At 67.4% G+C, this 20,805-nt stretch carries 20 protein-coding genes and 2 tRNA genes; 6 read left to right on the top strand and 16 right to left on the bottom strand.

Features of this window, described 5'->3' with window-relative positions:
• Positions 1-6: 6 nt before the first annotated feature.
• Together FIV34_RS06945 and dinB are read right to left on the bottom strand one after the other, a co-directional pair.
• Entirely contained in the window at positions 7-411 is a 405-nt protein-coding gene (locus tag FIV34_RS06945; RefSeq protein ID WP_342777383.1) for a PilZ domain-containing protein, read from the bottom strand.
• Positions 412-470: 59 nt separating this feature from the next.
• Complete coding sequence (dinB, locus tag FIV34_RS06940; RefSeq protein ID WP_139980978.1) at positions 471-1,658, bottom strand: DNA polymerase IV; 1,188 nt, start codon at positions 1,656-1,658, stop codon at positions 471-473.
• 395 nt (positions 1,659-2,053) lie between these two features.
• Here dinB and FIV34_RS06935 point away from each other — a divergent pair, with 395 nt between their 5' ends.
• The 4 genes from FIV34_RS06935 (at position 2,054) to arsC (ending at position 5,590) form a co-directional block, all read left to right on the top strand.
• Positions 2,054-2,857: a segregation and condensation protein A gene (locus tag FIV34_RS06935; RefSeq protein ID WP_246058811.1), complete on the top strand. Its 804-nt coding sequence runs from the start codon at positions 2,054-2,056 to the stop codon at positions 2,855-2,857.
• A 68-nt stretch (positions 2,858-2,925) separates the two neighbouring features.
• Positions 2,926-3,684, top strand: coding sequence for an SMC-Scp complex subunit ScpB (gene scpB, locus FIV34_RS06930; protein ID WP_139980974.1), 759 nt, complete (start codon positions 2,926-2,928; stop codon positions 3,682-3,684).
• Positions 3,681-5,237: a pseudouridine synthase gene (locus tag FIV34_RS06925; RefSeq protein WP_139980972.1), complete on the top strand. Its 1,557-nt coding sequence runs from the start codon at positions 3,681-3,683 to the stop codon at positions 5,235-5,237. The genes scpB and FIV34_RS06925 overlap by 4 nt, the downstream gene beginning before the upstream one ends.
• Before the next feature lie 11 nt (positions 5,238-5,248).
• Positions 5,249-5,590: an arsenate reductase (glutaredoxin) gene (arsC, locus tag FIV34_RS06920; protein WP_139980970.1), complete on the top strand. Its 342-nt coding sequence runs from the start codon at positions 5,249-5,251 to the stop codon at positions 5,588-5,590.
• Between the two features lie 18 nt (positions 5,591-5,608).
• Here the strand turns inward: arsC and hisIE are convergent, their stop codons facing one another.
• From hisIE to FIV34_RS06875, 9 genes are read right to left on the bottom strand one after another with little or no spacing between them, the layout of a single operon-like run.
• Positions 5,609-6,202: a bifunctional phosphoribosyl-AMP cyclohydrolase/phosphoribosyl-ATP diphosphatase HisIE gene (gene hisIE, locus FIV34_RS06915; protein ID WP_139980968.1), complete on the bottom strand. Its 594-nt coding sequence runs from the start codon at positions 6,200-6,202 to the stop codon at positions 5,609-5,611.
• Positions 6,199-6,969, bottom strand: coding sequence for an imidazole glycerol phosphate synthase subunit HisF (gene hisF / locus FIV34_RS06910; RefSeq protein WP_139980966.1), 771 nt, complete (start codon positions 6,967-6,969; stop codon positions 6,199-6,201). Before hisF ends, hisIE begins: the two co-directional genes overlap by 4 nt.
• Positions 6,963-7,715, bottom strand: a complete 753-nt coding sequence (hisA, locus tag FIV34_RS06905) for a 1-(5-phosphoribosyl)-5-[(5-phosphoribosylamino)methylideneamino]imidazole-4-carboxamide isomerase (protein WP_139980964.1) — start codon at positions 7,713-7,715, stop codon at positions 6,963-6,965. The genes hisF and hisA overlap by 7 nt, the downstream gene beginning before the upstream one ends.
• Entirely contained in the window at positions 7,712-8,302 is a 591-nt protein-coding gene (gene hisH / locus FIV34_RS06900; RefSeq protein WP_139980962.1) for an imidazole glycerol phosphate synthase subunit HisH, read from the bottom strand. The genes hisA and hisH overlap by 4 nt, the downstream gene beginning before the upstream one ends.
• Positions 8,302-9,366: a bifunctional histidinol-phosphatase/imidazoleglycerol-phosphate dehydratase HisB gene (gene hisB / locus FIV34_RS06895; protein WP_139980960.1), complete on the bottom strand. Its 1,065-nt coding sequence runs from the start codon at positions 9,364-9,366 to the stop codon at positions 8,302-8,304. Before hisB ends, hisH begins: the two co-directional genes overlap by 1 nt.
• Positions 9,363-10,427, bottom strand: coding sequence for a histidinol-phosphate transaminase (hisC, locus tag FIV34_RS06890; protein WP_139980958.1), 1,065 nt, complete (start codon positions 10,425-10,427; stop codon positions 9,363-9,365). Before hisC ends, hisB begins: the two co-directional genes overlap by 4 nt.
• On the bottom strand, positions 10,424-11,731 hold the full coding sequence (hisD, locus tag FIV34_RS06885) for a histidinol dehydrogenase (protein ID WP_139980956.1): 1,308 nt from the start codon (positions 11,729-11,731) through the stop codon (positions 10,424-10,426). Before hisD ends, hisC begins: the two co-directional genes overlap by 4 nt.
• Positions 11,728-12,621, bottom strand: coding sequence for an ATP phosphoribosyltransferase (gene hisG / locus FIV34_RS06880; RefSeq protein WP_139980954.1), 894 nt, complete (start codon positions 12,619-12,621; stop codon positions 11,728-11,730). Before hisG ends, hisD begins: the two co-directional genes overlap by 4 nt.
• Positions 12,618-12,935 carry a YerC/YecD family TrpR-related protein gene (locus FIV34_RS06875; RefSeq protein WP_139980952.1) on the bottom strand — a complete coding sequence of 106 codons (318 nt, stop codon included), beginning with the start codon at positions 12,933-12,935 and terminating at the stop codon, positions 12,618-12,620. Before FIV34_RS06875 ends, hisG begins: the two co-directional genes overlap by 4 nt.
• A 164-nt stretch (positions 12,936-13,099) precedes the next feature.
• On the opposite strand from FIV34_RS06875, the gene FIV34_RS06870 reads away from it, so the two are divergent.
• Positions 13,100-13,765 carry a response regulator gene (locus FIV34_RS06870; protein WP_139980950.1) on the top strand — a complete coding sequence of 222 codons (666 nt, stop codon included), beginning with the start codon at positions 13,100-13,102 and terminating at the stop codon, positions 13,763-13,765.
• Here the strand turns inward: FIV34_RS06870 and FIV34_RS06865 are convergent.
• Together FIV34_RS06865 and hisS are read right to left on the bottom strand one after the other, a co-directional pair.
• On the bottom strand, positions 13,762-15,660 hold the full coding sequence (locus FIV34_RS06865; RefSeq protein ID WP_139980948.1) for an HAL/PAL/TAL family ammonia-lyase: 1,899 nt from the start codon (positions 15,658-15,660) through the stop codon (positions 13,762-13,764). The genes FIV34_RS06870 and FIV34_RS06865 overlap by 4 nt on opposite strands.
• Before the next feature lie 42 nt (positions 15,661-15,702).
• Complete coding sequence (hisS, locus tag FIV34_RS06860) at positions 15,703-17,088, bottom strand: histidine--tRNA ligase (protein ID WP_139980946.1); 1,386 nt, start codon at positions 17,086-17,088, stop codon at positions 15,703-15,705.
• 150 nt (positions 17,089-17,238) lie between these two features.
• Between hisS and FIV34_RS06855 the strand changes: the two genes are divergently transcribed.
• A tRNA-Pro gene (locus FIV34_RS06855) sits at positions 17,239-17,315 on the top strand.
• 132 nt (positions 17,316-17,447) lie between these two features.
• On the opposite strand, the gene FIV34_RS06850 is transcribed toward FIV34_RS06855, so the two are convergent.
• The 3 genes from FIV34_RS06850 to alaS form a co-directional block, all read right to left on the bottom strand.
• Positions 17,448-17,540 (bottom strand) — tRNA-Ser (locus tag FIV34_RS06850).
• Between the two features lie 75 nt (positions 17,541-17,615).
• Complete coding sequence (gene csrA / locus FIV34_RS06845) at positions 17,616-17,822, bottom strand: carbon storage regulator CsrA (protein ID WP_139980944.1); 207 nt, start codon at positions 17,820-17,822, stop codon at positions 17,616-17,618.
• A gap of 302 nt (positions 17,823-18,124) precedes the next feature.
• The gene (gene alaS, locus FIV34_RS06840; protein WP_139980942.1) at positions 18,125-20,758 is read right to left on the bottom strand and encodes an alanine--tRNA ligase; all 2,634 of its coding nucleotides are present in this window, start codon (positions 20,756-20,758) and stop codon (positions 18,125-18,127) included.
• Positions 20,759-20,805: the final 47 nt, after the last annotated feature.

Here is a 20,805-nt window from a genome sequence, read left to right as displayed (position 1 = left end):
CGAACGTTACTCGTCCGTCCAGGCCTCGAGCGTATCGGCGTAACCGCCAAGCAGCTCCCACAGCGGAGCCTGCTTGTGCTCGGGGATAAGGGAATACTCCATCCCGATCTGCCGCGCGCCAACGCGCACGACCCTGGCCTCCACATTGATGTGCAGGTCATGGCCAAACACCATGTCGAGGATCCAGGTCTGGCCTGGTTCGCCACGCCAGCCCGACGGGCGGCGCAGCAGGGCACCGGTGGCTGAAATGTCCACCAGGTCGGTCGGGTGTGCTTCACCGCCGCGGCTCATCAGCACCGCGGTCTGCACCTTCATCCTTGCATGGCGATAACGCACGTTCGGGCCTTCCTTGTCAGCCATGGCCTTTTCTACCCATCCTGCCTTCTGGCGGTTTACGACTACGGTCGGCATGACCGCACTCCACGAAACTTACCTTCCGTGTCACAAACGGACACATTAGCGCAGTCCGGTCACTCCCGCCCGCGCGTTTTTAGTACGCCCGCCCTCACCAGTGCTCCGGCTCCGAAGCGCTCGTTGATGCGGTCCTGCACGCCGTCAGAGCGTATTTCCGCGGCCGGGGCGGCAAACATATCCTGTTGTTCGTCACCGTGACGCGCGTCAAAGCCTGAAAGCGTGACACCCAGCAGGCGAAGCCGCGGCCGCGGTTGCTGGTGCCACCAGACGTGTAGCAAGCGCCGTGCCACGGCATAAATGTCGGGCGTGGCGTTGCCGGGAACGGGCAGTTGCGCCTGCCGGCTGTGGGTGACGAAGGGCGGCTCGCGCAGCTTCACCGACACCGTGCGCGCCTTGATCTCGCGCCCGCGTGCCCGGGCCCCTACCCGCTCGCACTGGCGCAGCAGCCAGGCCTCGGCGATCGCCAGGTCGTCCACGTCCAGGTCGAAGGTCCACTCCGAGCCGATGGAGACTTCCGGGGCATCCGTGACTACCGGGCGGTGGTCCTCGCCGAGGCACAGCGTGCGCAGCTGGGCGGCGTGGCGCTCGCCCACCGCCTTGTTCAGCCGCCAGGCGTCGGCCCGCAGCAGGTCGCCGATGGTGCGGATGCCCACTGCGTGCAGGGCCTCTTCGGCCACCTTGCCCACCGTCCACATCCGGCCGACGGGCAGCGGGTCCAGGTAGCCACGCACCTCGTCCGGCTGGATATGCAGGAAGCCATTCGGCTTGGACAGTTCGCTGCCCAGCTTGGCCAGCAGCTTGTTATGGGCCATGCCCACGGAGGCGTTCAGGCCCGTCCGCGCCTTGATCGTCTCCTTCACCTTGCGACCCATCGCCTCGATGGATGAGAAAAGCCGCAGACTGCCGGTCACATCGAGGAAGGCCTCGTCCAGCGAGAGGCCTTCGATCATCGGGGTGACCTCGGCGAAGATTTCGAACACTACGGCGGAGATGGCCGCGTAGCGGTCGTGGCGCGGGTGGATGTACACCGCCTGGGGGCACAGGCGCCGGGCCTCCGAGGTGGGCATGGCCGAGCGCACGCCGAACGTCCGGGCCACGTAGTTGGCCGTGGAGACCACGCCGCGCCGGCCCAGGCCGCCGATGATCACGGGCTTGCCGACCAGCGAGGGGTCGTCCAGCTCCTCCACGGAGGCGTAGAACGCATCCATGTCGACGTGGATGATGGCGCGCGGTGCGGGAGGCATGCGCGTATTCTGCCGGATCACGGCCCGTGAGGGGCCGCCCGCTGGACTTGCGCTGGCACACGCTATACCCTGTGCGTCAATCGGGTGAACTTATTCGGGCGTCCCGCCCTCCCGGCCTGCAGTTTGGGCCGTCGTTGGCCTGCTCCCGGCGATTTCTCACAGACGGTGACCCTCCTGGGGTGTCCAGCGGCCATGCCTTCCGTTCGTCGGCGACGATACGCGGCATGCCCGGCGAGGTGGCGGTGGAGCCGCCGGACGGCATCGATTTGTTGCTTGCGTTCCTGGTCGCTTGAAGGCGGCCCTTCTGACGTGTGCCGATGACTAACGAGACAACCGAAGTCCAGGTGGTCGAAACCGAGCGGAATGCCTTTGCCGGTGTTCCCCAGCAGCAGGAAATGCCACTCGCGCTCGTACGCGGGCAGCCTGTGCTGCAGATGCCACAGGATCTGTACATCCCGCCCGACGCGCTGGAAGTCATCCTCGAATCGTTTGAAGGCCCGCTGGACCTTTTGCTTTACCTGATCCGCAGGCAAAACCTGGACATCCTCGACATCCCTGTCGCCGAGATCACCCGGCAGTACATGGACTACATCGACATGATGCGCGAGGTGATGCGGCTGGAGCTCGCGGCGGAATACCTGCTGATGGCCGCCATCCTGGCGGAGATCAAATCCAGGTTGCTGCTGCCCCGCCCGCCGGCCGAGGAAGGCCTGGAAGACGACCCGCGTGCGGAGCTGGTGCGCCGCCTGCAGGAGTACGAACGGTTCAAGAAGGCCGCGCTGGATATCGAAGAGTTGCCGCGCCTGGAACGCGATACCACCGTGGTGCATGCCTTCATCGGCGAACACAACGTGGTGCGCGTGCCGCCCCCGCTGGACCTCAAGGAGATGTTGCTCGCGCTCAAGGATGTGCTGAAGCGCGCCGACCTGTTCACGCACCATGCGATCCAGCGTGAGCCGCTCAGCGTCCGCCAGCGCATGGGCGACCTGCTCAGCTCGCTGGGCACCGGCGGTTTCCACCGGTTCGAAACGCTGTTCGACGTCAGCGAAGGCCGGCTCGGTGTCGTGGTCACCTTCCTGGCCATGCTGGAGCTCGCCAAGGAAATGCTCGTCGAGATCGTCCAGGAAGAAGCCCTGGGCCCGATCTACCTGAAGACCAAGGTACAGACGGAGGCCGAGCCCGAAGAGGCGCTCGCCTGACGGCCCAGACGGGCCACTCCCGCGTACGAACCCACCGCGCCCCAGGGGCACGGCACATCCCAAGGCCTATGCAACCCGAACAACTCAAACCCATCGTGGAAGCGGCGCTGCTGGCGTCCACCCAGCCGATGACCATCCTCCAGCTCAAGGCGATTTTCGGCGAGGACGAGGAAGTCGGCACGGACGAGCTCAAGGCGGCGCTGGAGGCACTGGCCGCCGATTGCGACGGCCGCGGCGTGGAACTGCTGGAGGTCGCCTCCGGGTGGCGCTACCAGGTCAAGCGCGACGTCCACGGCTGGGTATCGCGGATGTGGGCGGAAAAGCCCAGCCGCTACTCACGCGCACTGCTCGAAACGCTGGCGCTGATTGCCTACCGCCAGCCGATTACCCGCCCGGAGATTGAACAGATCCGCGGCGTGGTGGTCTCCTCGAACATCATCAAGACGCTCGAGGAACGCGAATGGATCCGCGTGGTGGGTTACCGCGACGTGCCGGGCCGCCCGGCGCTGTTCGGCACCACCCGCATGTTCCTGGATTACTTCAACCTCAAGTCGCTGGACAACCTTCCGCCTTTGTCGGAGATCCGCGACCTTGAAGAGCTCAACCCGCAGATGCGCTTTGAAGGCGATGCGGCAAGCGTGCCGGCCCGTGCCGCCCTGCCCGATGAGGGCAACGAGGGCGACGATACCGACCAGCCCGCCAACGAACCGCCCGCCGGCGATGACGACATCGCCGCGGCTTCCCACACTGCCGATGAGGCAGAGAACCCCGACGGCGCCACCGACAGTGACGGCGCCGAGCAGAACCCCGAGGAGTCACGCGCATGAATGCGCCACAACGTTCCGTACTAAGCCTCAAGCGCAATGAAACCCGCGCCGACGACGGCGCCCAGCTCGAAGAACGCCTGCACAAGGTGCTGGCCAACGCCGGGCTCGGCTCGCGCCGGATGCTCGAGCAGCGCATCCAGGCGGGCGATGTCGAAGTCAACGGCACCGTCGCCACCATCGGTGCCAGCGTCCACGCCGGCGACCGCGTCGTCCTGGACGGCAAGCAGTTTGTCGTTGCCACCGATAGCCGCGACGACGCCGAAGTGCTCGTCTACCACAAGCCCGAAGGCGTGGTGACCACCCGCGACGACACCGAAGGCCGCCCCACCGTGTTCGAACAGCTGCCGCGCCTGAAGGGTGCGCGCTGGGTCGCCGTGGGCCGCCTCGATATCAACACCACCGGCCTGCTCCTGCTCACCACCGATGGCGAACTCGCCAACGCGCTGATGCATCCGAAGAGCGGCCTGGAGCGTGAATACCTCTGCCGCGTGCACGGCGAAGTGCCCGACGAAATGATCGAGCGCCTCAAGGCCGGCGTGGAGCTGGAAGATGGCCCCGCCCGCTTCGACGAAATCGCCACGATCAGCCGCGGCGGCAGCCACAGCTGGTTCCGCGTCACCATCCGCGAAGGCCGCAACCGCGAAGTCCGCCGCCTGTGGGATTCGCAGGGCTTCCTGGTCAGCCGCCTCAAGCGCATCCGCTACGGCACCGTGGAACTGCCGCGCGCCCTGCGCCGTGGCGACTGCGAGTCGCTGGACGAAACCGCGATCAAGGCCCTGCGCGAACGCGCCGGCCTCGGCGCACCGGCCCCGGTGCTCACGCTGAGCGCCGTGGTGCACCAGCGCCGCGCACCGCGCCACGTCACCGAATACCGCCCCGACAAGGGCACCACCGGCGCCTGGAGCTCGGCACGCCACGATGAAGCGCGTGAACTCACCGCGTTCGATCGCCTGCGTGACGACACGCCGGGCCGTGGCGGCAAGGGCGGCCGTGGCCGTGGCCCCGGTGGCGGTGGCCGCGAAGTCAACGGCAACGTCGATCGTCCGGATCGTTCGTCCAAGCCGCGCAAGCCCTCCTCGCGCCGCGTGGCGCCGGGCCAGGAACTGCCCGCGATGCGCACCTGGTTCGCTGGCGACAGCCGCACCGGTGGCGGCCATGGCGGCAACGCCAACGGCAATGTCGATGGCAACCGTGGTGGCGGCAATCGCGGCCCGCGTTCGGGCCCCGGTGGCCAGGGCGGCGGCAATCGCGCTGCCGGTGGCCAGGGCGGTGGTAACCGTTCCTTCGGCGGCCAGGGTGGCGGCAACCGCGCCGCTGGTGGCGGCCAGGGCGGTGGTAATCGCGCCATGGGCGGCCAGGGCGGCCCGAGCCGCGCTGGCGGCAACCGCGGCTCCGGCAATGCCGGTGGCGGCGCGGGCGGCAACCGTGGCCCGCGCGGCCCGGGTGGCGGTGGCGGTGGTAACCGTGGCGGCCAGGGCGGCGGTAATCGCGGACCGCGCAGCGGCGGTGGTGGTGGCGGCAACCGCGGTGGTAACCGCGGCGGCAACTTCTGACCCACGCCCCCGTGAGCGCACCGACGCTTTGGCATAACCCGCGATGCTCCAAATCGCGGGAGACCCTGGCGCTGCTCCAGCAGCACGGCATCGAGCCGGTCATCGTCGAGTACCTGAAGGCACCGCCGTCCGCGGTGGAGCTGGAGCGGGTGCTCGGCCTGCTTGGCCTCGAGCCGCGCGCACTCATGCGCAAGGGCGAGGACGACTACGCCGGCGTGCCGGCGCAGGCCAGCCACGCCGAGCTGGTGAACTACATGGTGGAACACCCGAAGCTGATTGAGCGCCCGGTGTTCCTCAACGGCACCAGGGCGGCCATCGGCCGCCCCCCGGAAGCGGTCCTCGCCATTCTCTGAGATCCCCCTCCCGGCACCCTAGCGGTGGCGGGAGGCGAGTTTCGCGGCGACCTGCCCGAACCCGATGTTGCGCGCGCGCAGCACCACCATCAGATGGAAGACCAGGTCGGCGGCTTCGCCGATCAGCGCGTCGTCGTCTTCGGCGACCGCGGCCAGCGCGGTTTCCACGCCCTCCTCGCCCACCTTCTGCGCCATGCGCCGGATGCCACCCTCGAACAGCGACGTGGTGTAGCTGCCTGCCGGACGTTCGGCATGGCGCGAAGCCACCAGCGCATCGAGTTCGGCGAGGAACCCCAGCGCCGGCACCACCTCGTTACCGAAGCAACTCGACGTACCGTTATGGCACGTCGGGCCAGCGGGCAGCGCGCGCACCAGCAACGTATCCGCATCGCAGTCGATGGCCACGTCGACCAGTGCGAGCGTGTCGCCCGAGGTCTCGCCCTTGGTCCACAGGCGTTGCTTGCTGCGGCTGAAGAACGTCACCAGGCCGGTGGCCTGGGTTTTTGCGAGTGCCGCCTCGTCCATGTAACCCAGCATCAGTACCTCGCCGGTGCGGGCGTGCTGGACGATGGCTGGCACGAGGCCATCACCCTTGGCGAAATCGGGAGTCATACGCGTACCTCGATGCCTTGGGCGCGCAGTTCGCGCTTCAGGGCGGGAATGGCGATATCGCCGGAATGGAACACGCTGGCGGCCAGCGCGGCATCGACGTCCGCATCGCGGAACACGTCGGCGAAATGCGCCGGCGTGCCTGCACCGCCGGAGGCGACGAGCGGCACGCGGGTAATCTCGCGCGCCGCGCGCAGCTGTTCGATGTCGTAGCCACGGCGCACGCCGTCCGTGCCCATGCAGTTCAGCACGATTTCGCCGGCGCCGAGCGCTTGCACGTCGGCAATCCAGTCCAGCGTGCGGCGGCGCAAGGCCTTCGTCCGCGACGGATCACCGGTGTACTGGCGCACGCGCCATTCGCCGTCGTCATCGCGCAGGCTGTCCACGCCGACCACCACGCATTGCACGCCGAAGGCCTCGGCAATCTCACTGACCAGTTCGGGCCGCTCAAGCGCGGGCGAATTGATCGAGATCTTGTCGGCACCGGCATGCAGCACCTCGCGCGCGTCCTCGACCGAACGGATGCCGCCCGCCACGCAGAACGGAATATCGATTTCGCGCGCCACGCGCTCGACCCAGTCGCGATCCACGCGCCGGCCTTCGGGGCTCGCCGTGATGTCGTAGAACACCAGCTCGTCGGCGCCCTCGTCGCGATAGCGAAGGGCCAGTTCGACGATCTCGCCGACCACCACGTGGTCGCGAAAGCGCACGCCCTTCACCACCTGTCCGTCGCGCACGTCCAGGCACGGGATGATGCGCCGGCTCAGCATGTCGAATCCGCCTTTGCGCTGGCCGCGAGCGCTTCGGCCATGGTGAACTCACCCTGCAACAGCGCGCGGCCGAGGATCACGCCGGCCACGCCCTGCAAGGTCAGCGCCGTCACGTCGTCCAGTGAACGGACGCCGCCGGAGGCCTGCACGTCGAAGCTGGGCGCCACGCGGGCGATGTGTCGGTACAACGCGGTGTTCGGGCCGGTCATGGTGCCGTCGCGGTCGATGTCGGTACACAGCAGGTGGCGCGCGCCGGCGGCTTCGTAGAACGGCAGCAGGTCACCCAGCGTGCGGTCTTCCTCGGCTGTCCAACCGGCGCTGGGCAGCCGCCACTGGCCGTCGCGGAAGCGCGTATCCAGCGCCAGCACGATGCGCTCGGCACCGTAACGACCGATCCACGCCGCGACGGCTTCCGGGTCGCGAATGGCCACGCTGCCGAGCACGACGCGGCTGACGCCTGCATCGAGCAGGCGACGCACGCCCTGCTCGTCGCGGACACCACCGCCGGCCTGCACGTTGAGGGCGGCCGACGCGGCGATCGCGGTCAGCGTGGGGAGGTTCTCGAAACGCCCCGAGCGCGCACCGTCGAGGTCCACCACGTGCAGCCAGGTTGCGCCGTCCGAGGCATAGCGCCGGGCAAGGTCCACCGGATCGACGGCAAACGTGGTCTGCTGGTCGTAGTCGCCTTTGAACAGGCGCACGACCTTGCCGTCGCGCAGATCGATGGCGGGAATGGGTAAGGTCATAGCGAGAGGAAATTCCGAAGCAGGAGCGCGCCGACGGCCGCGGAGCGCTCGGGGTGGAACTGCATGCCCATGAAGTTGCCAGCGCCCACCGCGGCGGAAAACGCCTCGCCGTGGCGGCTGGCGACGAGGGTGTAATCACCCACCGGCACCGCATAGCTATGCACGAAATACGCGGTATCGCCCTCGCGCAGGCCTTCGGTCAGCGGGTGGTGCGCGCTGGCCTGCAGCGTGTTCCAGCCCATGTGCGGCACGCGCAGCCCGGGCGAGTCGGGCATGCGTCGCACGCGGCCCGGCACGACGCCGAGGCATTCGGTGTCGCCCTCCTCGGAGCCTTCGCACAGCAGCTGCATGCCGAGGCATACGCCGAGCACGGGCTGGGTGAGGCCACGCAGCACATCCACGAGACCGGCCTCACGCAGCCGGCGCATGCCGGGCGCGGCGGCGCCCACGCCGGGCAGGATCACGTGTGACGCCGAACGGATGCGCGCAGGATCCGCGGTGAGCTCGGCGTCGGTGCCCAGGCGCTGCAGCGCGTAACGCACCGAACCGATATTGGTACCGCCTGCGTCGACGAGGACGACCCGCATCACAGGCTTCCCTTGGTGCTGGGCAGCTCGGCGCCCTCGCGGCGGATGGCCTGGCGCAATGTCCGCGCGACGACCTTGAAGCAGCCTTCCACCATGTGATGTGCGTTCTCGCCGTGCACGGTGAGGTGCAGGTTAGCGCCGAGCGTCTCGCACAGCGAACGGAAGAAATGCGGCACCAGCTCGGTGGGGATGTCGCCCACGCGTTCGCGCGGGAAGGTGCCTTCAAAGACGAAATACGGCCGCCCGGACAGATCAAGCTCGGCCCGCGCCGCGCTTTCGTCCATGGGCAGGGCAAAACCGTAGCGGCCGATGCCGCGCTTGTCACCCAGGGCCTGGCGCAACGCCTGGCCGAGCGCCAGCGCGCAGTCTTCGATGGTGTGGTGTTCGTCGATGTGCGTGTCGCCGTCGCAGGTGAGGCTCAGCGCAAACCCGCCATGCTTGCCGATCTGCTCGAGCATGTGGTCGAAGAAGCCGAGGCCGGTGTGCACCTGCGGCTCGGCCACGCGGTCGAGGTCCACGTTCACGCGGATGGCGGTTTCTTTTGTCTTGCGGACGACCTCGGCCACGCGCGGCGCATCGAGTATCGCGTGCGCCACGTCGGACCAGGGCTGGCCCTGCTCGCCGACACGAAAGCCGCGGACGCCGATGTTCGCGGCGAACGCGATATCGCTGTCGCGGTCGCCGACCATGGCCGATTGCGCGCGGCTCCAGCTGTCGTCCGCCAGCCAGTGGCGTGCGAGGCCGGTATTCGGCTTGCGGGTGTCGAGGTTCTCGTGGGCGAAGCTGCGGTCGATCAGCTGCTCGCGGAACGTGATGCCCTGCGAGGAGAGGATGCGCAGCAACAGGTTGTGCGGGCCGTCGAAGCTCGCCTGCGGGAACGACGGCGTGCCGAGCCCGTCCTGGTTGGTCACCATCACCAGCTCGTAGCCCGCACCGACGAAACGCTGCAGCGCGGCGATCACGCCCGGCAGGAGCGCCAGCTTTTCGAAGCTGTCGATCTGCTCGTCGGCAGGTTCTTCAATCAGGCAACCATCACGGTCGACGAAAAGAATCTTGCGGCTCATGCACCGGCCCCTGCACGCAGGACCGCGAGCACGCGGTCGTTCTCGTTGCCGGTGCCGATGGTGATGCGCAGCGCATCCGCCAGGCCCGGGTACTTCGTGATGTCGCGGACCACGACGCCCGCCGCGAGCAGGCGCTTGTAGGTTCCGGCGGCATCGTCGAACCGCACGGCGAAGAAGTTGGCATGCGAGGGCAGCACCGCGCGCACGCCCGGCAACGCGCCAAGCGCAGCGAACATCCGCGCGCGCTCGTTGAGCACCTCGTGCACGTGGTGGCGCTGCACGCGGCGGCCTTCGTACGACAAGACCGCCAGCGCGGCGTCGACGCACGGCAAGGGCAATGGGTACGGCGGAATGATCCGGCGCAGCAGGCCGATCACGTCGGCATGGGCCACCAGCGTGCCGACGCGGGCGCCCGCGAGTGACCAGGCCTTCGACAAGGTCCGCAGCACGGCCACGTGGTCGTAGGTATCGATCAGCTGGGTGGCGCTGTGGACACCGGCGAATTCGGCGTACGCCTCGTCAACCACCAGCAGCGCCCTGCCCTGCAACGCCTTCGCGATGCGCTCCAGCGTGTCGAGCGCGACGAGGTTGCCGGTGGGATTGTTCGGTGTGCAGACGTAGACCAGCCGGGTGGCTGGCGTCACCGCGGCGATGAGCTTGTCCGCGTCGAGCGAGCCGTCCGCCCCCAGCGGCGCTTCCACGACCGCCGCGCCCTGGATGCGCGCGCACACCGCGTACATGCCGAACGTCGGCGGCGAGATGACGATGCCGTCCTGGCCCGCGCGGCAGAACGCGCGGGTCAGCAGGTCGATGGCCTCGTCGCTGCCGCGCGTCACCAGGACGCGGTCGGGCGTGCTGCCGTAGAGCTCGGCGAGCGTCTCCACCAGCGCGCGCGGCTGCGGGTCCGGGTAGCGATTCAGGCCATTGCCGCCGGGAAAGCTGGGCGGCCGGGCGGATTCATTGGCGTTGAGCAGCACGGTGCCGCCCGATGCTTCCATGCGCGCACTGGAATACCCGGCCAGGGCGCGGATGTCGGCACGTGCGAGGTCGAGGACGCTCATGCGCTCACTCCCATCGCATCCAGCCGCAGCGTGACGGCACGCCGGTGGGCATCGAGCTGCTCGGCGGCGGCCAGCGTCGCAGCGCAGGGGCCGATCGTACGCAGGCCTTCGGCGGTCGCTTCCTGCACCGTCACCTGGGTCTGGAAGCTGGCCACGGAGACGCCGCTGTAACTGCGTGCATAGCCGTAGGTGGGCAGCACGTGGTTGCTACCGCTGCAATAGTCGCCCAGCGATTCCGGCGTCCACTCGCCGAGGAACACGGAGCCGGCGGCGGCCACCCCGTCGAGCAGCGCGCGCGGGTCGGCGGTCTGGATGATCAGGTGTTCGGGGGCGTATCGGTTGCTCACGTCCAGGGCCTGCTCGAGATCGCTCACCCGCACCAGCCGGCTTTCGCCGAGCGCGGCCGCGGCCACGTCGGCGCGAGGCAGTTCGCGGCGCTGGCGCTCGACCTCGGCTTCGACTTCATCCAGCAGCGCGTCTGACGGCGTCACCAGCAGCACCTGGGAATCGGGGCCGTGCTCCGCCTGCGAGAGCAGGTCGGCCGCGATGAAGCGCGGGTTCGCGTTGGCGTCGGCAATCACCAGCACTTCCGACGGGCCGGCGGGCATGTCGATGGCGGCGCCTTCGGGGTCGCCCGAGACCTGAAGCTTGGCTTCGGTGACCCATGAGTTACCTGGGCCAAACAGCTTGTCGCAGCGAGGCACGCTCTCCGTGCCGTAGGCCATGGCGGCGATGGCCTGTGCGCCGCCGAGCTTGAAGACCTTATGCACGCCGGTCGCGCGAGCCGCGAACAACACCGCGTCATCGCAGCGGCCATTCGCTTGCAGCGGGGTACACAACACCACCTCGCGGCAGCCGGCGATCGCCGCGGGCACGCCCAGCATGATCGCGGTGGAAGGCAACGGCGCACCTCCCGCGGGCACGTACAGGCCCACGCGCCGAATGGGGCGAAGCACGCGTTCCACGCGCACCCCGGGGGCGGTTTCGATGCTCACTGCCGTGGGAGCTGCCGCGCGGTGGAAACGATCGATGCGCCCGGCCGCTTCACGCACGGCCGCTTTCAGTTCGGGGGAGAGGCGCGCTTCGGCCTCGGCGAATTCCTCGTCCGTCACGGCGAGTGCGTCCAGCGTGGCGTGGTCGTAGCGCGCGGTCAGTTCACGCAAGGCCTCGTCGCCGCGTGCCCTGACGTCGGCGATGATGGTTTCCACGCCCTCGCGCAGCGCCGGGGAACGCGACTGCGCCGGCCGCGCCAGCGCGGCGCGGCGTGCGGCGTCATCGAGTCGATTCCAGTCAATCCGCTTCATGCCAGCATCTTCTCCACCGGCAGCACCAGCATGTCGCGGGCGCCGGCACGCTTCATGTCTTCCAGCTGGCGCCAGCTCACGCTGCCCGCGCACAGCGCCTGCAACACTACCTGGTCCGGCGCGCCGTCCACGGCGGTGAGTGTGGGGATGGGCAACCCCGGAAGCAGGCGCGTGATGGCAGCCAGTGCGTCGCGCGGGGCCTGCATCAGGATCAGGCGCGAATCACGTACCTGGATCACGCCATCCAGCCGGCGCAGGAGCAGCTCGGCAATCTCGCCGCGCTCGTCGCTGGGCAGGTCACGGTGGCCGGCGAGCACGGCTTCGCTTTCCACCACGATGGCCGTTTCGCGCAACTGGTTGGCGACGAGGGTGGCGCCGCTGGAGACCAGGTCGCAGATGGCATCGGCGGTACCGAGGCGAGGCGCGATCTCCACCGAGCCGGCCAGGAAGACGACCTTGGCATCCACGTTGTTCACGCGCAGCCACTCGCCCAGCAGGCCCGGGTAGGAGGTGGCGATGCGCTGGCCGTTGAGCTGTTCGGGGCCGTCGTAGGCCTCGTCCTGCGGCAGGGCGATGGAAAGGCGGCAGCTGCCGAAGCCGAGGGAGCGCAGCTCCGCCAGGCCGGCACCGGGTTCCGGGTTGGCGAACTGGAATTCGTTGAGCACGTTGCGGCCCACGATGCCCAGGTCGCACACGCCATCGGCGATCAGGCCGGGAATGTCGTCGTCGCGGACCAGCAACAAGTCCACGGGTTCACCTTCACCAAAGCAGAACAGCTTGTCGCGGCTCTGGCGGAACTTGAGGCCACAGCGGGCGAGCAGTTCCTGGGCAGGCTCGGTGAGTCGGCCGGACTTCTGCATGGCAATACGCAGTCGGTCACGCGGCTTCATGCGGTCGTCCCCTGGTTGCGGCGGGCGGCAGCGGCCATGTAACCGCCTGCCCCCTGGTTGAGGTAGCGGGCCACGCGGCCGATGGTGGTGATGCTGACGGCGGTGCGCTCGTGGATTTCACGGTAGGAGCGCCCTTCGAGCAGGAAGGGCACGACGCGCCAGCGGTCGACCATCACCTCGATCTCGGCAGGAGTGCAGAGGTCGTGCAGGAACGCACGCATCTCTTCCACCGTTGAGAATCCCAGCAAGGCCTCGCACAGGCTGGTTTCCGCGGAGTCGGCCGGGGTCTCGGGATCAAGGGAACGACGCTTCATAGTGTACTAACGCGTTAATACGGTAGCTCATTGTAGGGCGACAACTACACCGTGGCAACCAAGCCCAGAAACCGCCGACAGAAGATTGCGCTTTTCTTCCATATACCCGGCGTCAGGCGGTCGCCAAGATGGTGCCCTGCCCCCTGGAGACATGAGCCGTACGCATGACGATCGCCATTGTCATCGCCGACGACGAGCCCGTCGTCGTCGCCGGCCTCGAGGCCGTGCTTCTGCGAAACAACTTCCATGTCGTCGCCTGCACCAACGACACCGATACCCTTGTGCACACCCTGGCCGAGGTGGAATGCGATGTGCTGGTGGCCGGCATGTGGATGCCGGATGGCGACCATCCCGACGGACTGGCCCTGATCCAGCACATCCGCGAGTCGCATCCGCAGCTCGGCATCGTGGTGCTGACCCACGTGGTGCACCCTGCGGAGCTGCGCCTGTTACTGGATGCCGGCGTGTCGGCGCTGTTCGACCGGCGCGCCAGCATGCGCGACATCCCCCTGGCGGTGCATGCGGCCAGCGTCGGGCGCGCCTTCCTCAGCCCGGCGATCCGCCGGGCGCTGGCCGCCCTGGACCGTGCCCGTGCACGGGGTGACAGGAAGGTGGCGCTGACGCGGCGTGAGCTCGACGTGCTGCGCGCGTACTCGCAAGGGCTTTCGCTTCTCGATATCAGCCAGCAGATGGCGCGCAGCGTAAAGACCATCAGCCGGCAGAAACGCTCGGCGATGGCCAAACTCGGGCTGGAGAACGACGCGCAGTTCTACCAGTACCTGACCAATGTCCGGGCAGGCCTGGTCGATTGCTTCAATGTCTCCGGTTAAGCCTCGCCGGCGACCAGGCGGCCCGAGGCGACGAGCTCGCACATCAGGCGCACTTCGCCATCCATCGCGCGGTCGCGCTGCATGAAGGCGATGTGCTCGCGCAGCGACGCCAGGGCCTGGCGCACCGCGGTGCCACCGTGGAAATCCTCGGCCGAAGCGAGCGCGTTCATCAGTGCGCGCACTTCTTCTTCGAAACGCGCGTAGTGCGGCGAATCCGAACGCGGCGCGCCAGCGATCTTCGACGCCAGCGCCTGCCAGTCGCCACGAAGAGCCAGCGTGCGGGCGGCGTTGAGCATGTCCTGGCGGTACTCCAGGGCCTGCGCCGCGGTATACAGCTCCATCGCCAGCACATGGCCGAGGTCTTCGGTCATTTCCAGCACGTGGCGGGCTTCGTTCGCGCCCATGGAAACGTGGTCCTCGGCGTTCGCACTGGTGGGCACGGAATAAACCGACGCCGGATGCGCACGCGTCGCCAGGTCGTTGACCAGCGCCGCCGCCGTGTACTGGACGATCATGAAGCCGGAATCGGTCGCGTCTTCGTTACCGATGAGGAACGCCGGCAGGCCGTCGTTATTGGCCGGATCTACCAGCTTCGCCGTGCGGCGCTCGGAAATCGAGGCCAACACCGGGATGGCCGCCTTGACGTAGCTCATCGCCAGCGCGAGCGGCATGCCGTGGAAGTGGCCCGCCGAGATCACCTGGTCTTCGATGACCATGGCGCCTTCGGCATCCGGGAAAACCAGCGGGTTATCGGTGACCGCATTGAGCTCGACGTCGAACACGCGGCAAGCCTGCTCCCAGGCATCGCGCACGGCGCCATGCACCTGCGGGGCGCAGCGCAGGCAGTACGCGTCCTGCGGCTGGTGCTTCTTGCCACCTTTGAACGGGAGGAAGCGCGAGTAGAACGCTTCTTTGCCGTGGCGCTGCGTCGCCGGCACCCAGTCCCAGCTGATGTCGAAGCGATAGGCCTGCTCGGCCGGGTCCGACCACGAATCGGCCAGCCACGGACGGAAGCGCGGCACCATGTGGTAGGCGATGTCGGCGAGCGTGGAACCCTCCAGCAGGCGACGGAATTCAGCGGCGGCAGCCACCTGGCCCGGATGCGGGCGCAGCGCATGCACCTGCTCGGCGTAAGCGCCGGTGCGGCCCGCAAAGGCGTCCAGCGTCATCGCCAGGGCGAGGTCAGCCGTCTTGATCAGCGTATCCATCGTCGCCAGCGCGAGCACGCCCGTCGCCAGCATCTGCGTGGTGCCGTTGTTGAGCGCCAGGCCTTCCTTGAACGAAAGACGCACCGGCTCTAGGCCCGCGCGCTTCAGTGCCTCGGCACCCGGGATGCGCTCACCCTCGTAGAAGGCTTCGCCACCACCCAGCAGCACGATGGCCAGGTGCGAAAGCGGGGCGAGATCGCCGCTGGCGCCCACCGAACCCTTTTCCGGGATCACCGGGATGACGTTGCGGTTGAGCAGTTCCGCCAGCGCGCGCAGCGTGTCCACGCGAATGCCGGAATGGCCGCGCATCAGCGTATTCACGCGGATGGCGAGCATCGCGCGCACCACGTCCACGCCAAACGGCTTACCCACGCACACGGCGTGGGTGATGATCAGGTTGTGCTGCAGCTCCTCCATCAGCGTGCCGTCGCGCGCTTCCGGATTACCGCCCGGCAGTTCGTCGCGCACGCGATGCGCGCCCAGCAGCTTGTCGGCATTGCTGCCGAAGCCGGTGGTGACGCCGTAGATCGGCTCACCGCCACCCACCTTCTCCGCAAGGAAGTCGGCGGCGCGCTTCACCTTCACCAGCTGGGCCTCGTCGAGGCGGATGCTGGCGCCCTCGCGGGCAATGGCGACAACCTGGGCGCGGGTGAGGCTGCGACCGTCGAGGAGGATGGGGCTGGTCATGGGGACTACCGTGCGGAGCGCTAGGGTGGGATGGGGTACGGCTTAACGGCCGATTTCGGCCTGGGCCAGTTCAACGCGCAGCGTCTTCACCAGGTCGGCGCGCGCCACTTCGAACTGATCTTCGCGGCGCAGGTCCTTGACGGTGACGACACCCTTGGCGATCTCGTCCTCGCCCAGCACCAGCACGAAACGGATACCGGCGCGGTCGGCGTACTTGAACTGCTTGCCGAGCTTGCCGCCTTCCAGCACCACTTCCGTGGCGATGCCGGCGGTGCGCAGTTCGTTGGCCACGGCCAGGTAAGCCGGCATCTGCGCAGCATCCATGTGGGTTACCAGCACATCCACCGTGCTCTGCGCCGTGGACACCAGGCCCGCGTCGCGCAGCTGCCAGTAGAGGCGGGTCAGGCCAATGGAAATGCCCACGCCCGGCAGGTGCGACTTGGTGTACTGGCCGGCGAGGTTCTCGTAGCGGCCACCCGAGCAGATCGAACCGATCCCCAGGTGGTCGTTGAGCGTCGTCTCGTAGACGGTGCCGGTGTAGTAGTCCAGGCCGCGGGCGATCGAGAGGTTCAGCGCGAAATGCGTTTCGGGCACGCCGAAGTCGCGGATCAGCGCCAGCACTTCCTTCAGTTCCGCCCTGCCCTGTTCGAAGGTTTCCGAACCGGTGCCGAGCGCATCGAGCTTGGCGAAGGCGTCGGCCACCGAGGTGGAACGCACCTGCACGAATGCGAGGATCTTTTCCGCGACATCCGCGGCGAGGCCAAAGGTTTCGCCAGTGAGCGTCTCGCGGACGTAGTCCGCACCGCGTTTGTCCAGCTTGTCCACTTCGCGCAGCACGAGCATCTGCTGTTCGGCGTCGGCGATGCCCAGGTTCTCGAAGTAACCGCGCATCAGCTTGCGGTTGTTGAGCTGGATGGTGAACGCGCCGATGTTGAGCTCGCGGAACACGCTGTAGATCACCGCCGGAATCTCGGCGTCGTAGCGCACCGACAGGCTGTCCTTGCCGATGACGTCGATGTCGCACTGGTAGAACTCGCGGAAGCGGCCGCGCTGGGCACGCTCGCCGCGGTACACGCGCTGCATCTGGTAGCGACGGAACGGGAAGCTGAGGTCGTGCTCGTGCTCGGCGACGTAGCGCGCGAGCGGCACCGTGAGGTCGAAGCGCAGGGCCAGCTCGGGCACGCCGCCGTCTTTCTCGGCCGCATTGAGCGCGCCCGTGGACTGCACGAAATACACCTGGCGCTCGGTCTCGCCGCCGGTCTTGGTCAGCAGGACGTCGCTATGCTCGATCACCGGCGTTTCGATGGGCAGGAAACCAAACCGCTCGTAGTTGCGGCGGATGGTGTCGAGCATGCGCTGGAAGGCGATCTGGTCGAGCGGCAGGAGCTCGAGGACACCAGGCATCGTGCGGGCCGGGGTGAGTGCCATGCAATTCCTCTTCGGGCTGTACGTAGGGCGCCAAGCGGCAGCCCCATAGAGTAACAGATGGCTACGGACGGCCCTGCGGGCAAAATGTAAAAAAAGTGCGCCGCCCTGTTGCAAGGGAACCCGGTCGTCGCTAATATACGCGGCTCCCGTCGGGGTGTAGCTCAGCCTGGTAGAGCGCTACGTTCGGGACGTAGAAGTCGCAGGTTCGAATCCTGTCTCCCCGACCAATCGTTTCATCGAAAACACCGGCCACTGGCCGGTGTTTTTGTTTGTGCGCGCGAAAAATGCCGCGCGTGCGGTGATCGGAAAAACGCAGGCGCGGAAACGCAAAACGCCCCTTTCGGGGCGTTTTGCGTAACTGGCGGAGAGTGAGGGATTCGAACCCTCGATAAGGCTTTTGACCCTATACTCCCTTAGCAGGGGAGCCCCTTCGGCCTCTCGGGCAACTCTCCATTTTTCATCGTTCGATGGCTAGTGCCCGAACGAGCCAGCAAGGATACTGATCCTTGCGTCGGCCGTAAAGCGTTTTACTGGTGGTCGTCACCGGAATGGCCGGCAGGATCCTGGTCGTGCTCGTTCTTGATGCGCTGGTAAATCTCTTCGCGGTGGACCGCGACATTCTTCGGTGCGTTGATACCGATACGCACCTGGTTACCTTTCACACCCAGAACGGTGACCGTCACCTCGTCGCCGATCATAAGGGTTTCACCGACCCGGCGGGTCAGAATCAGCATGATTGATACTCCATAAAATCAGGTAGTGGCTTCCCCACCAACGACAACTCACCCCGAGTCTTGCCGCCGGTGGATCGACTTTTCGACCATCGAAGGCCGAACTGCCTTCCCCGGCTATATTGTGTGTGTGTCGCAGACCAGCTGTCCTGCCTACGTCGAGCCGACTGAACCTGTCGAATGATGCGTTCGACATTCAGATGATACTAGCTGAGCCAAACCGGGTGGCGCAACGCGGATGCGGCTAAAAGCGCCCTGCCGGGGCGCCTTTACGGCACCCTCTTGCATGGCCGGCGTGGGTTCGTTCAGCGAAGCTTGCCTTCGATCCAGGCGGGAATGCCCGCAAGGATACCCGGAAGCGCCGGGCTATCGATGCCGCCGCCCTGCGCCATGTCCGGACGGCCGCCGCCCTTTCCTTCGATCTTCGAGGCCACCTCGGCCACCAGGTCGCCCGCCTTGACGCGGCCCATGGCCGTGCCGCCGACGCCCGCCACAAGCGCTACACGGCCATCCGCGGCACCGGCCAGGATGATCGCGCAGTCGCCCAGCTTCTGCTTCAGCACGTCCAGGCTGTCTCGCAAGGACTTGGCGTCAAGGCCCTCCAGGCGGGCAGCGACCACCTTGATGCCGGCGACGTCGGTCGCCGTTTCGGCAAGATCAGCCGACGCCGAGCTCGCGGCCTTGGCCTTGAAGGATTCGACCTCTTTTTCGAGTTTCTTCTGCTTGTCGAACAGCTGGCGCAGCTTCTCGACCACGTCGTCGCCCGTCGCGGCAAGCAGGCTGGAGACTTCGCCCAGGATCCGCTCTTCGTCAGCCACGCGCGCCATGGCGCCCGCGCCGGTCACCGCTTCGATGCGGCGGACGCCCGAGGCGACACCCGACTCGGACACGATCTTGAACAGGCCGATGTCACCGGTGCGACCCACGTGGGTGCCGCCGCACAGTTCGGTGGAGAAATCGCCCATCTTCAGCACGCGCACTTCCGCGCCGTACTTTTCACCGAACAGCGCCATGGCGCCGAATTCGATGGCTTCGTCGTAGCCCATGTTGTGCACTTCGGCGGCCGCGTTGCGACGCACCTCGTCATTGACCATGCGCTCGACTTCGGCCAGCTCCTCGGCCGTAACGGCCTTGAGGTGGGAGAAGTCGAAACGCAGGCGCTCCGGCGCCACCAGCGAGCCCTTCTGGGTGACGTGGTCGCCCAGCACGGTGCGCAGGGCCGCGTGCAGCAGATGCGTGGCCGAGTGGTTCAGCACGGTGGCCTGGCGCTGGGCACCGTCCACCGAGGCACCGACGATCGCGCCCTTCGCCAGCGGAGCCGAACCCTGCCAGGTGCCGAAGTGCGCAAAGAACGCGCCGCCGACCTTCTGGGTGTCCTGCACGGCCAGCGCGCCGGACGGGTTGCGGATCACGCCGGTGTCACCGACCTGGCCACCGGATTCGGCGTAGAACGGCGTGCGGTCGAGCAGCAGGAAGCCCTCTTCGCCGTCGGCGAGATGTTCCACCGGCTTGCCATCACGGACGATGGCCACGACCTTCGCGTCGGCGAGGTCGAGCGATTCGTAACCGGTGAAGATCGTCGGCTGCACGGCGCTGGCCACTTCGGCCGGCAGCTGCGCCTTGGTGGCGAAGTTGCTGGCGGCGCGCGCACGCGCACGCTGCTCGCCCATGGCGCGCTCGAAGCCTTCCATGTCCACCGTCATGTCGCGCTCGCGGGCGATGTCGGCGGTCAGGTCAACCGGGAAGCCGTAGGTGTCGTACAGGCGGAACGCGTCCACACCCGGAATGATCTTGCCGGACTTGCTGGCGACCTCGTCGAACAGGCGCATGCCGTGCTCGAGGGTCTCGCCAAAGCGCTCTTCTTCGCCGCGCAGCGCCTGCTCGACGAAGGCCTGCCTGGTCACGATATCCGGATACGCCTCGCCCATCTCTTCGACGAGCGGCGCAACCATCTTCCAGAAGAAGTCACCGCGCACGCCGAGCATCCAGCCATGGCGAAGCGCGCGGCGGATGATGCGGCGGAGCACGTAGCCACGACCCTCGTTCGACGGCAGCACGCCATCGACGATGAGGAACGACGCCGCGCGGATGTGATCGGCGATGACGCGCAGGGACTTGTTGCCCAGGTCCGCCGTGCCGGTCAGGCGCGAGGCCTCGCGGATCAGGTGGGCGAACAGGTCGATCTCGTAGTTGGAATGCACGTGCTGCAGCACGGCCGCCAGGCGCTCCAGGCCCATGCCCGTATCGACGCAGGGCGCCGGCAGCGGGCTGAGCGTGCCGTCCGGGGCGCGGTCGAACTGCATGAACACGAGGTTCCAGATTTCGATGTAGCGGTCGCCGTCTTCATCCGGCGAACCGGGCGGGCCACCGGCCACGTCGGCGCCGTGGTCGTAGAAGATTTCCGTGCACGGACCGCAGGGGCCGGTGTCGGCCATCTGCCAGAAATTGTCCGACGCGTACGGGGCGCCCTTGTTGTCGCCGATGCGGATGATGCGCTCGGCGGGGACACCCATGTCCTTGTGCCACAGATCGTAGGCCTCGTCGTCCGTGTGGTAGACGGTGACCCACAGGCGCTCGGCCGGGAGCTTGTAGACCTCGGTCAGCAGTTCCCAGGCGTAGCGGATGGCGTCGCGCTTGAAGTAATCGCCGAACGACCAGTTGCCCAGCATCTCGAAGAAGGTGTGGTGGCGGGCGGTGTAGCCCACCTGGTCCAGGTCGTTGTGCTTGCCGCCGGCGCGCAGGCAGCGCTGGACGTCGGCCGCACGGACGTAACCCGGCTTTTCGCTGCCGAGGAACACATTCTTGAAGGGGACCATGCCCGAGTTGGTGAACAGGAGCGTCGGGTCGTTCGAGGGCACCAGCGATGCCGAGGGCACGATGGTGTGGTCCTTGGCGCGGAAGAAGTCCAGGAAGGTCGAACGGATGTCGGCGGTTTTCATGAGCGATCGTGGCTTTGGGCTGCGAGGATCGCGAAAGGCGCCCAGTC

This window comes from Luteibacter pinisoli, from assembly GCF_006385595.1.
GTDB lineage: Bacteria > Pseudomonadota > Gammaproteobacteria > Xanthomonadales > Rhodanobacteraceae > Luteibacter > Luteibacter pinisoli.
This window is presented reverse-complemented; position numbering and strand designations above follow the sequence as displayed.

Bases quoted from the DNA above. Each gene is read 5' to 3' on its own strand.
- alaS (WP_139980942.1), bottom strand. From the start codon at position 20,758: ATGAAAACCGCCGACATCCGTTCGACCTTCCTGGACTTCTTCCGCGCC.
- hisH (WP_139980962.1), bottom strand. From the start codon at position 8,302: ATGCGGGTCGTCCTCGTCGACGCAGGCGGTACCAATATCGGTTCGGTG.
- csrA (WP_139980944.1), bottom strand. From the start codon at position 17,822: ATGCTGATTCTGACCCGCCGGGTCGGTGAAACCCTTATGATCGGCGAC.
- hisF (WP_139980966.1), bottom strand. From the start codon at position 6,969: ATGCTGAGCCGGCGCATCATCCCGTGCCTGGACGTGCGCGACGGACAG.
- hisIE (WP_139980968.1), bottom strand. From the start codon at position 6,202: ATGACTCCCGATTTCGCCAAGGGTGATGGCCTCGTGCCAGCCATCGTC.
- FIV34_RS06875 (WP_139980952.1), bottom strand. From the start codon at position 12,935: ATGAAGCGTCGTTCCCTTGATCCCGAGACCCCGGCCGACTCCGCGGAA.
- hisS (WP_139980946.1), bottom strand. From the start codon at position 17,088: ATGGCACTCACCCCGGCCCGCACGATGCCTGGTGTCCTCGAGCTCCTG.
- hisB (WP_139980960.1), bottom strand. From the start codon at position 9,366: ATGAGCCGCAAGATTCTTTTCGTCGACCGTGATGGTTGCCTGATTGAA.
- hisC (WP_139980958.1), bottom strand. From the start codon at position 10,427: ATGAGCGTCCTCGACCTCGCACGTGCCGACATCCGCGCCCTGGCCGGG.
- FIV34_RS06945 (WP_342777383.1), bottom strand. From the start codon at position 411: ATGCCGACCGTAGTCGTAAACCGCCAGAAGGCAGGATGGGTAGAAAAG.
- FIV34_RS06865 (WP_139980948.1), bottom strand. From the start codon at position 15,660: ATGACCAGCCCCATCCTCCTCGACGGTCGCAGCCTCACCCGCGCCCAG.
- scpB (WP_139980974.1), top strand. From the start codon at position 2,926: ATGCAACCCGAACAACTCAAACCCATCGTGGAAGCGGCGCTGCTGGCG.
- FIV34_RS06935 (WP_246058811.1), top strand. From the start codon at position 2,054: ATGCCACTCGCGCTCGTACGCGGGCAGCCTGTGCTGCAGATGCCACAG.
- dinB (WP_139980978.1), bottom strand. From the start codon at position 1,658: ATGCCTCCCGCACCGCGCGCCATCATCCACGTCGACATGGATGCGTTC.
- hisG (WP_139980954.1), bottom strand. From the start codon at position 12,621: ATGAAGCCGCGTGACCGACTGCGTATTGCCATGCAGAAGTCCGGCCGA.
- hisD (WP_139980956.1), bottom strand. From the start codon at position 11,731: ATGAAGCGGATTGACTGGAATCGACTCGATGACGCCGCACGCCGCGCC.
- FIV34_RS06870 (WP_139980950.1), top strand. From the start codon at position 13,100: ATGACGATCGCCATTGTCATCGCCGACGACGAGCCCGTCGTCGTCGCC.
- FIV34_RS06925 (WP_139980972.1), top strand. From the start codon at position 3,681: ATGAATGCGCCACAACGTTCCGTACTAAGCCTCAAGCGCAATGAAACC.
- hisA (WP_139980964.1), bottom strand. From the start codon at position 7,715: ATGACCTTACCCATTCCCGCCATCGATCTGCGCGACGGCAAGGTCGTG.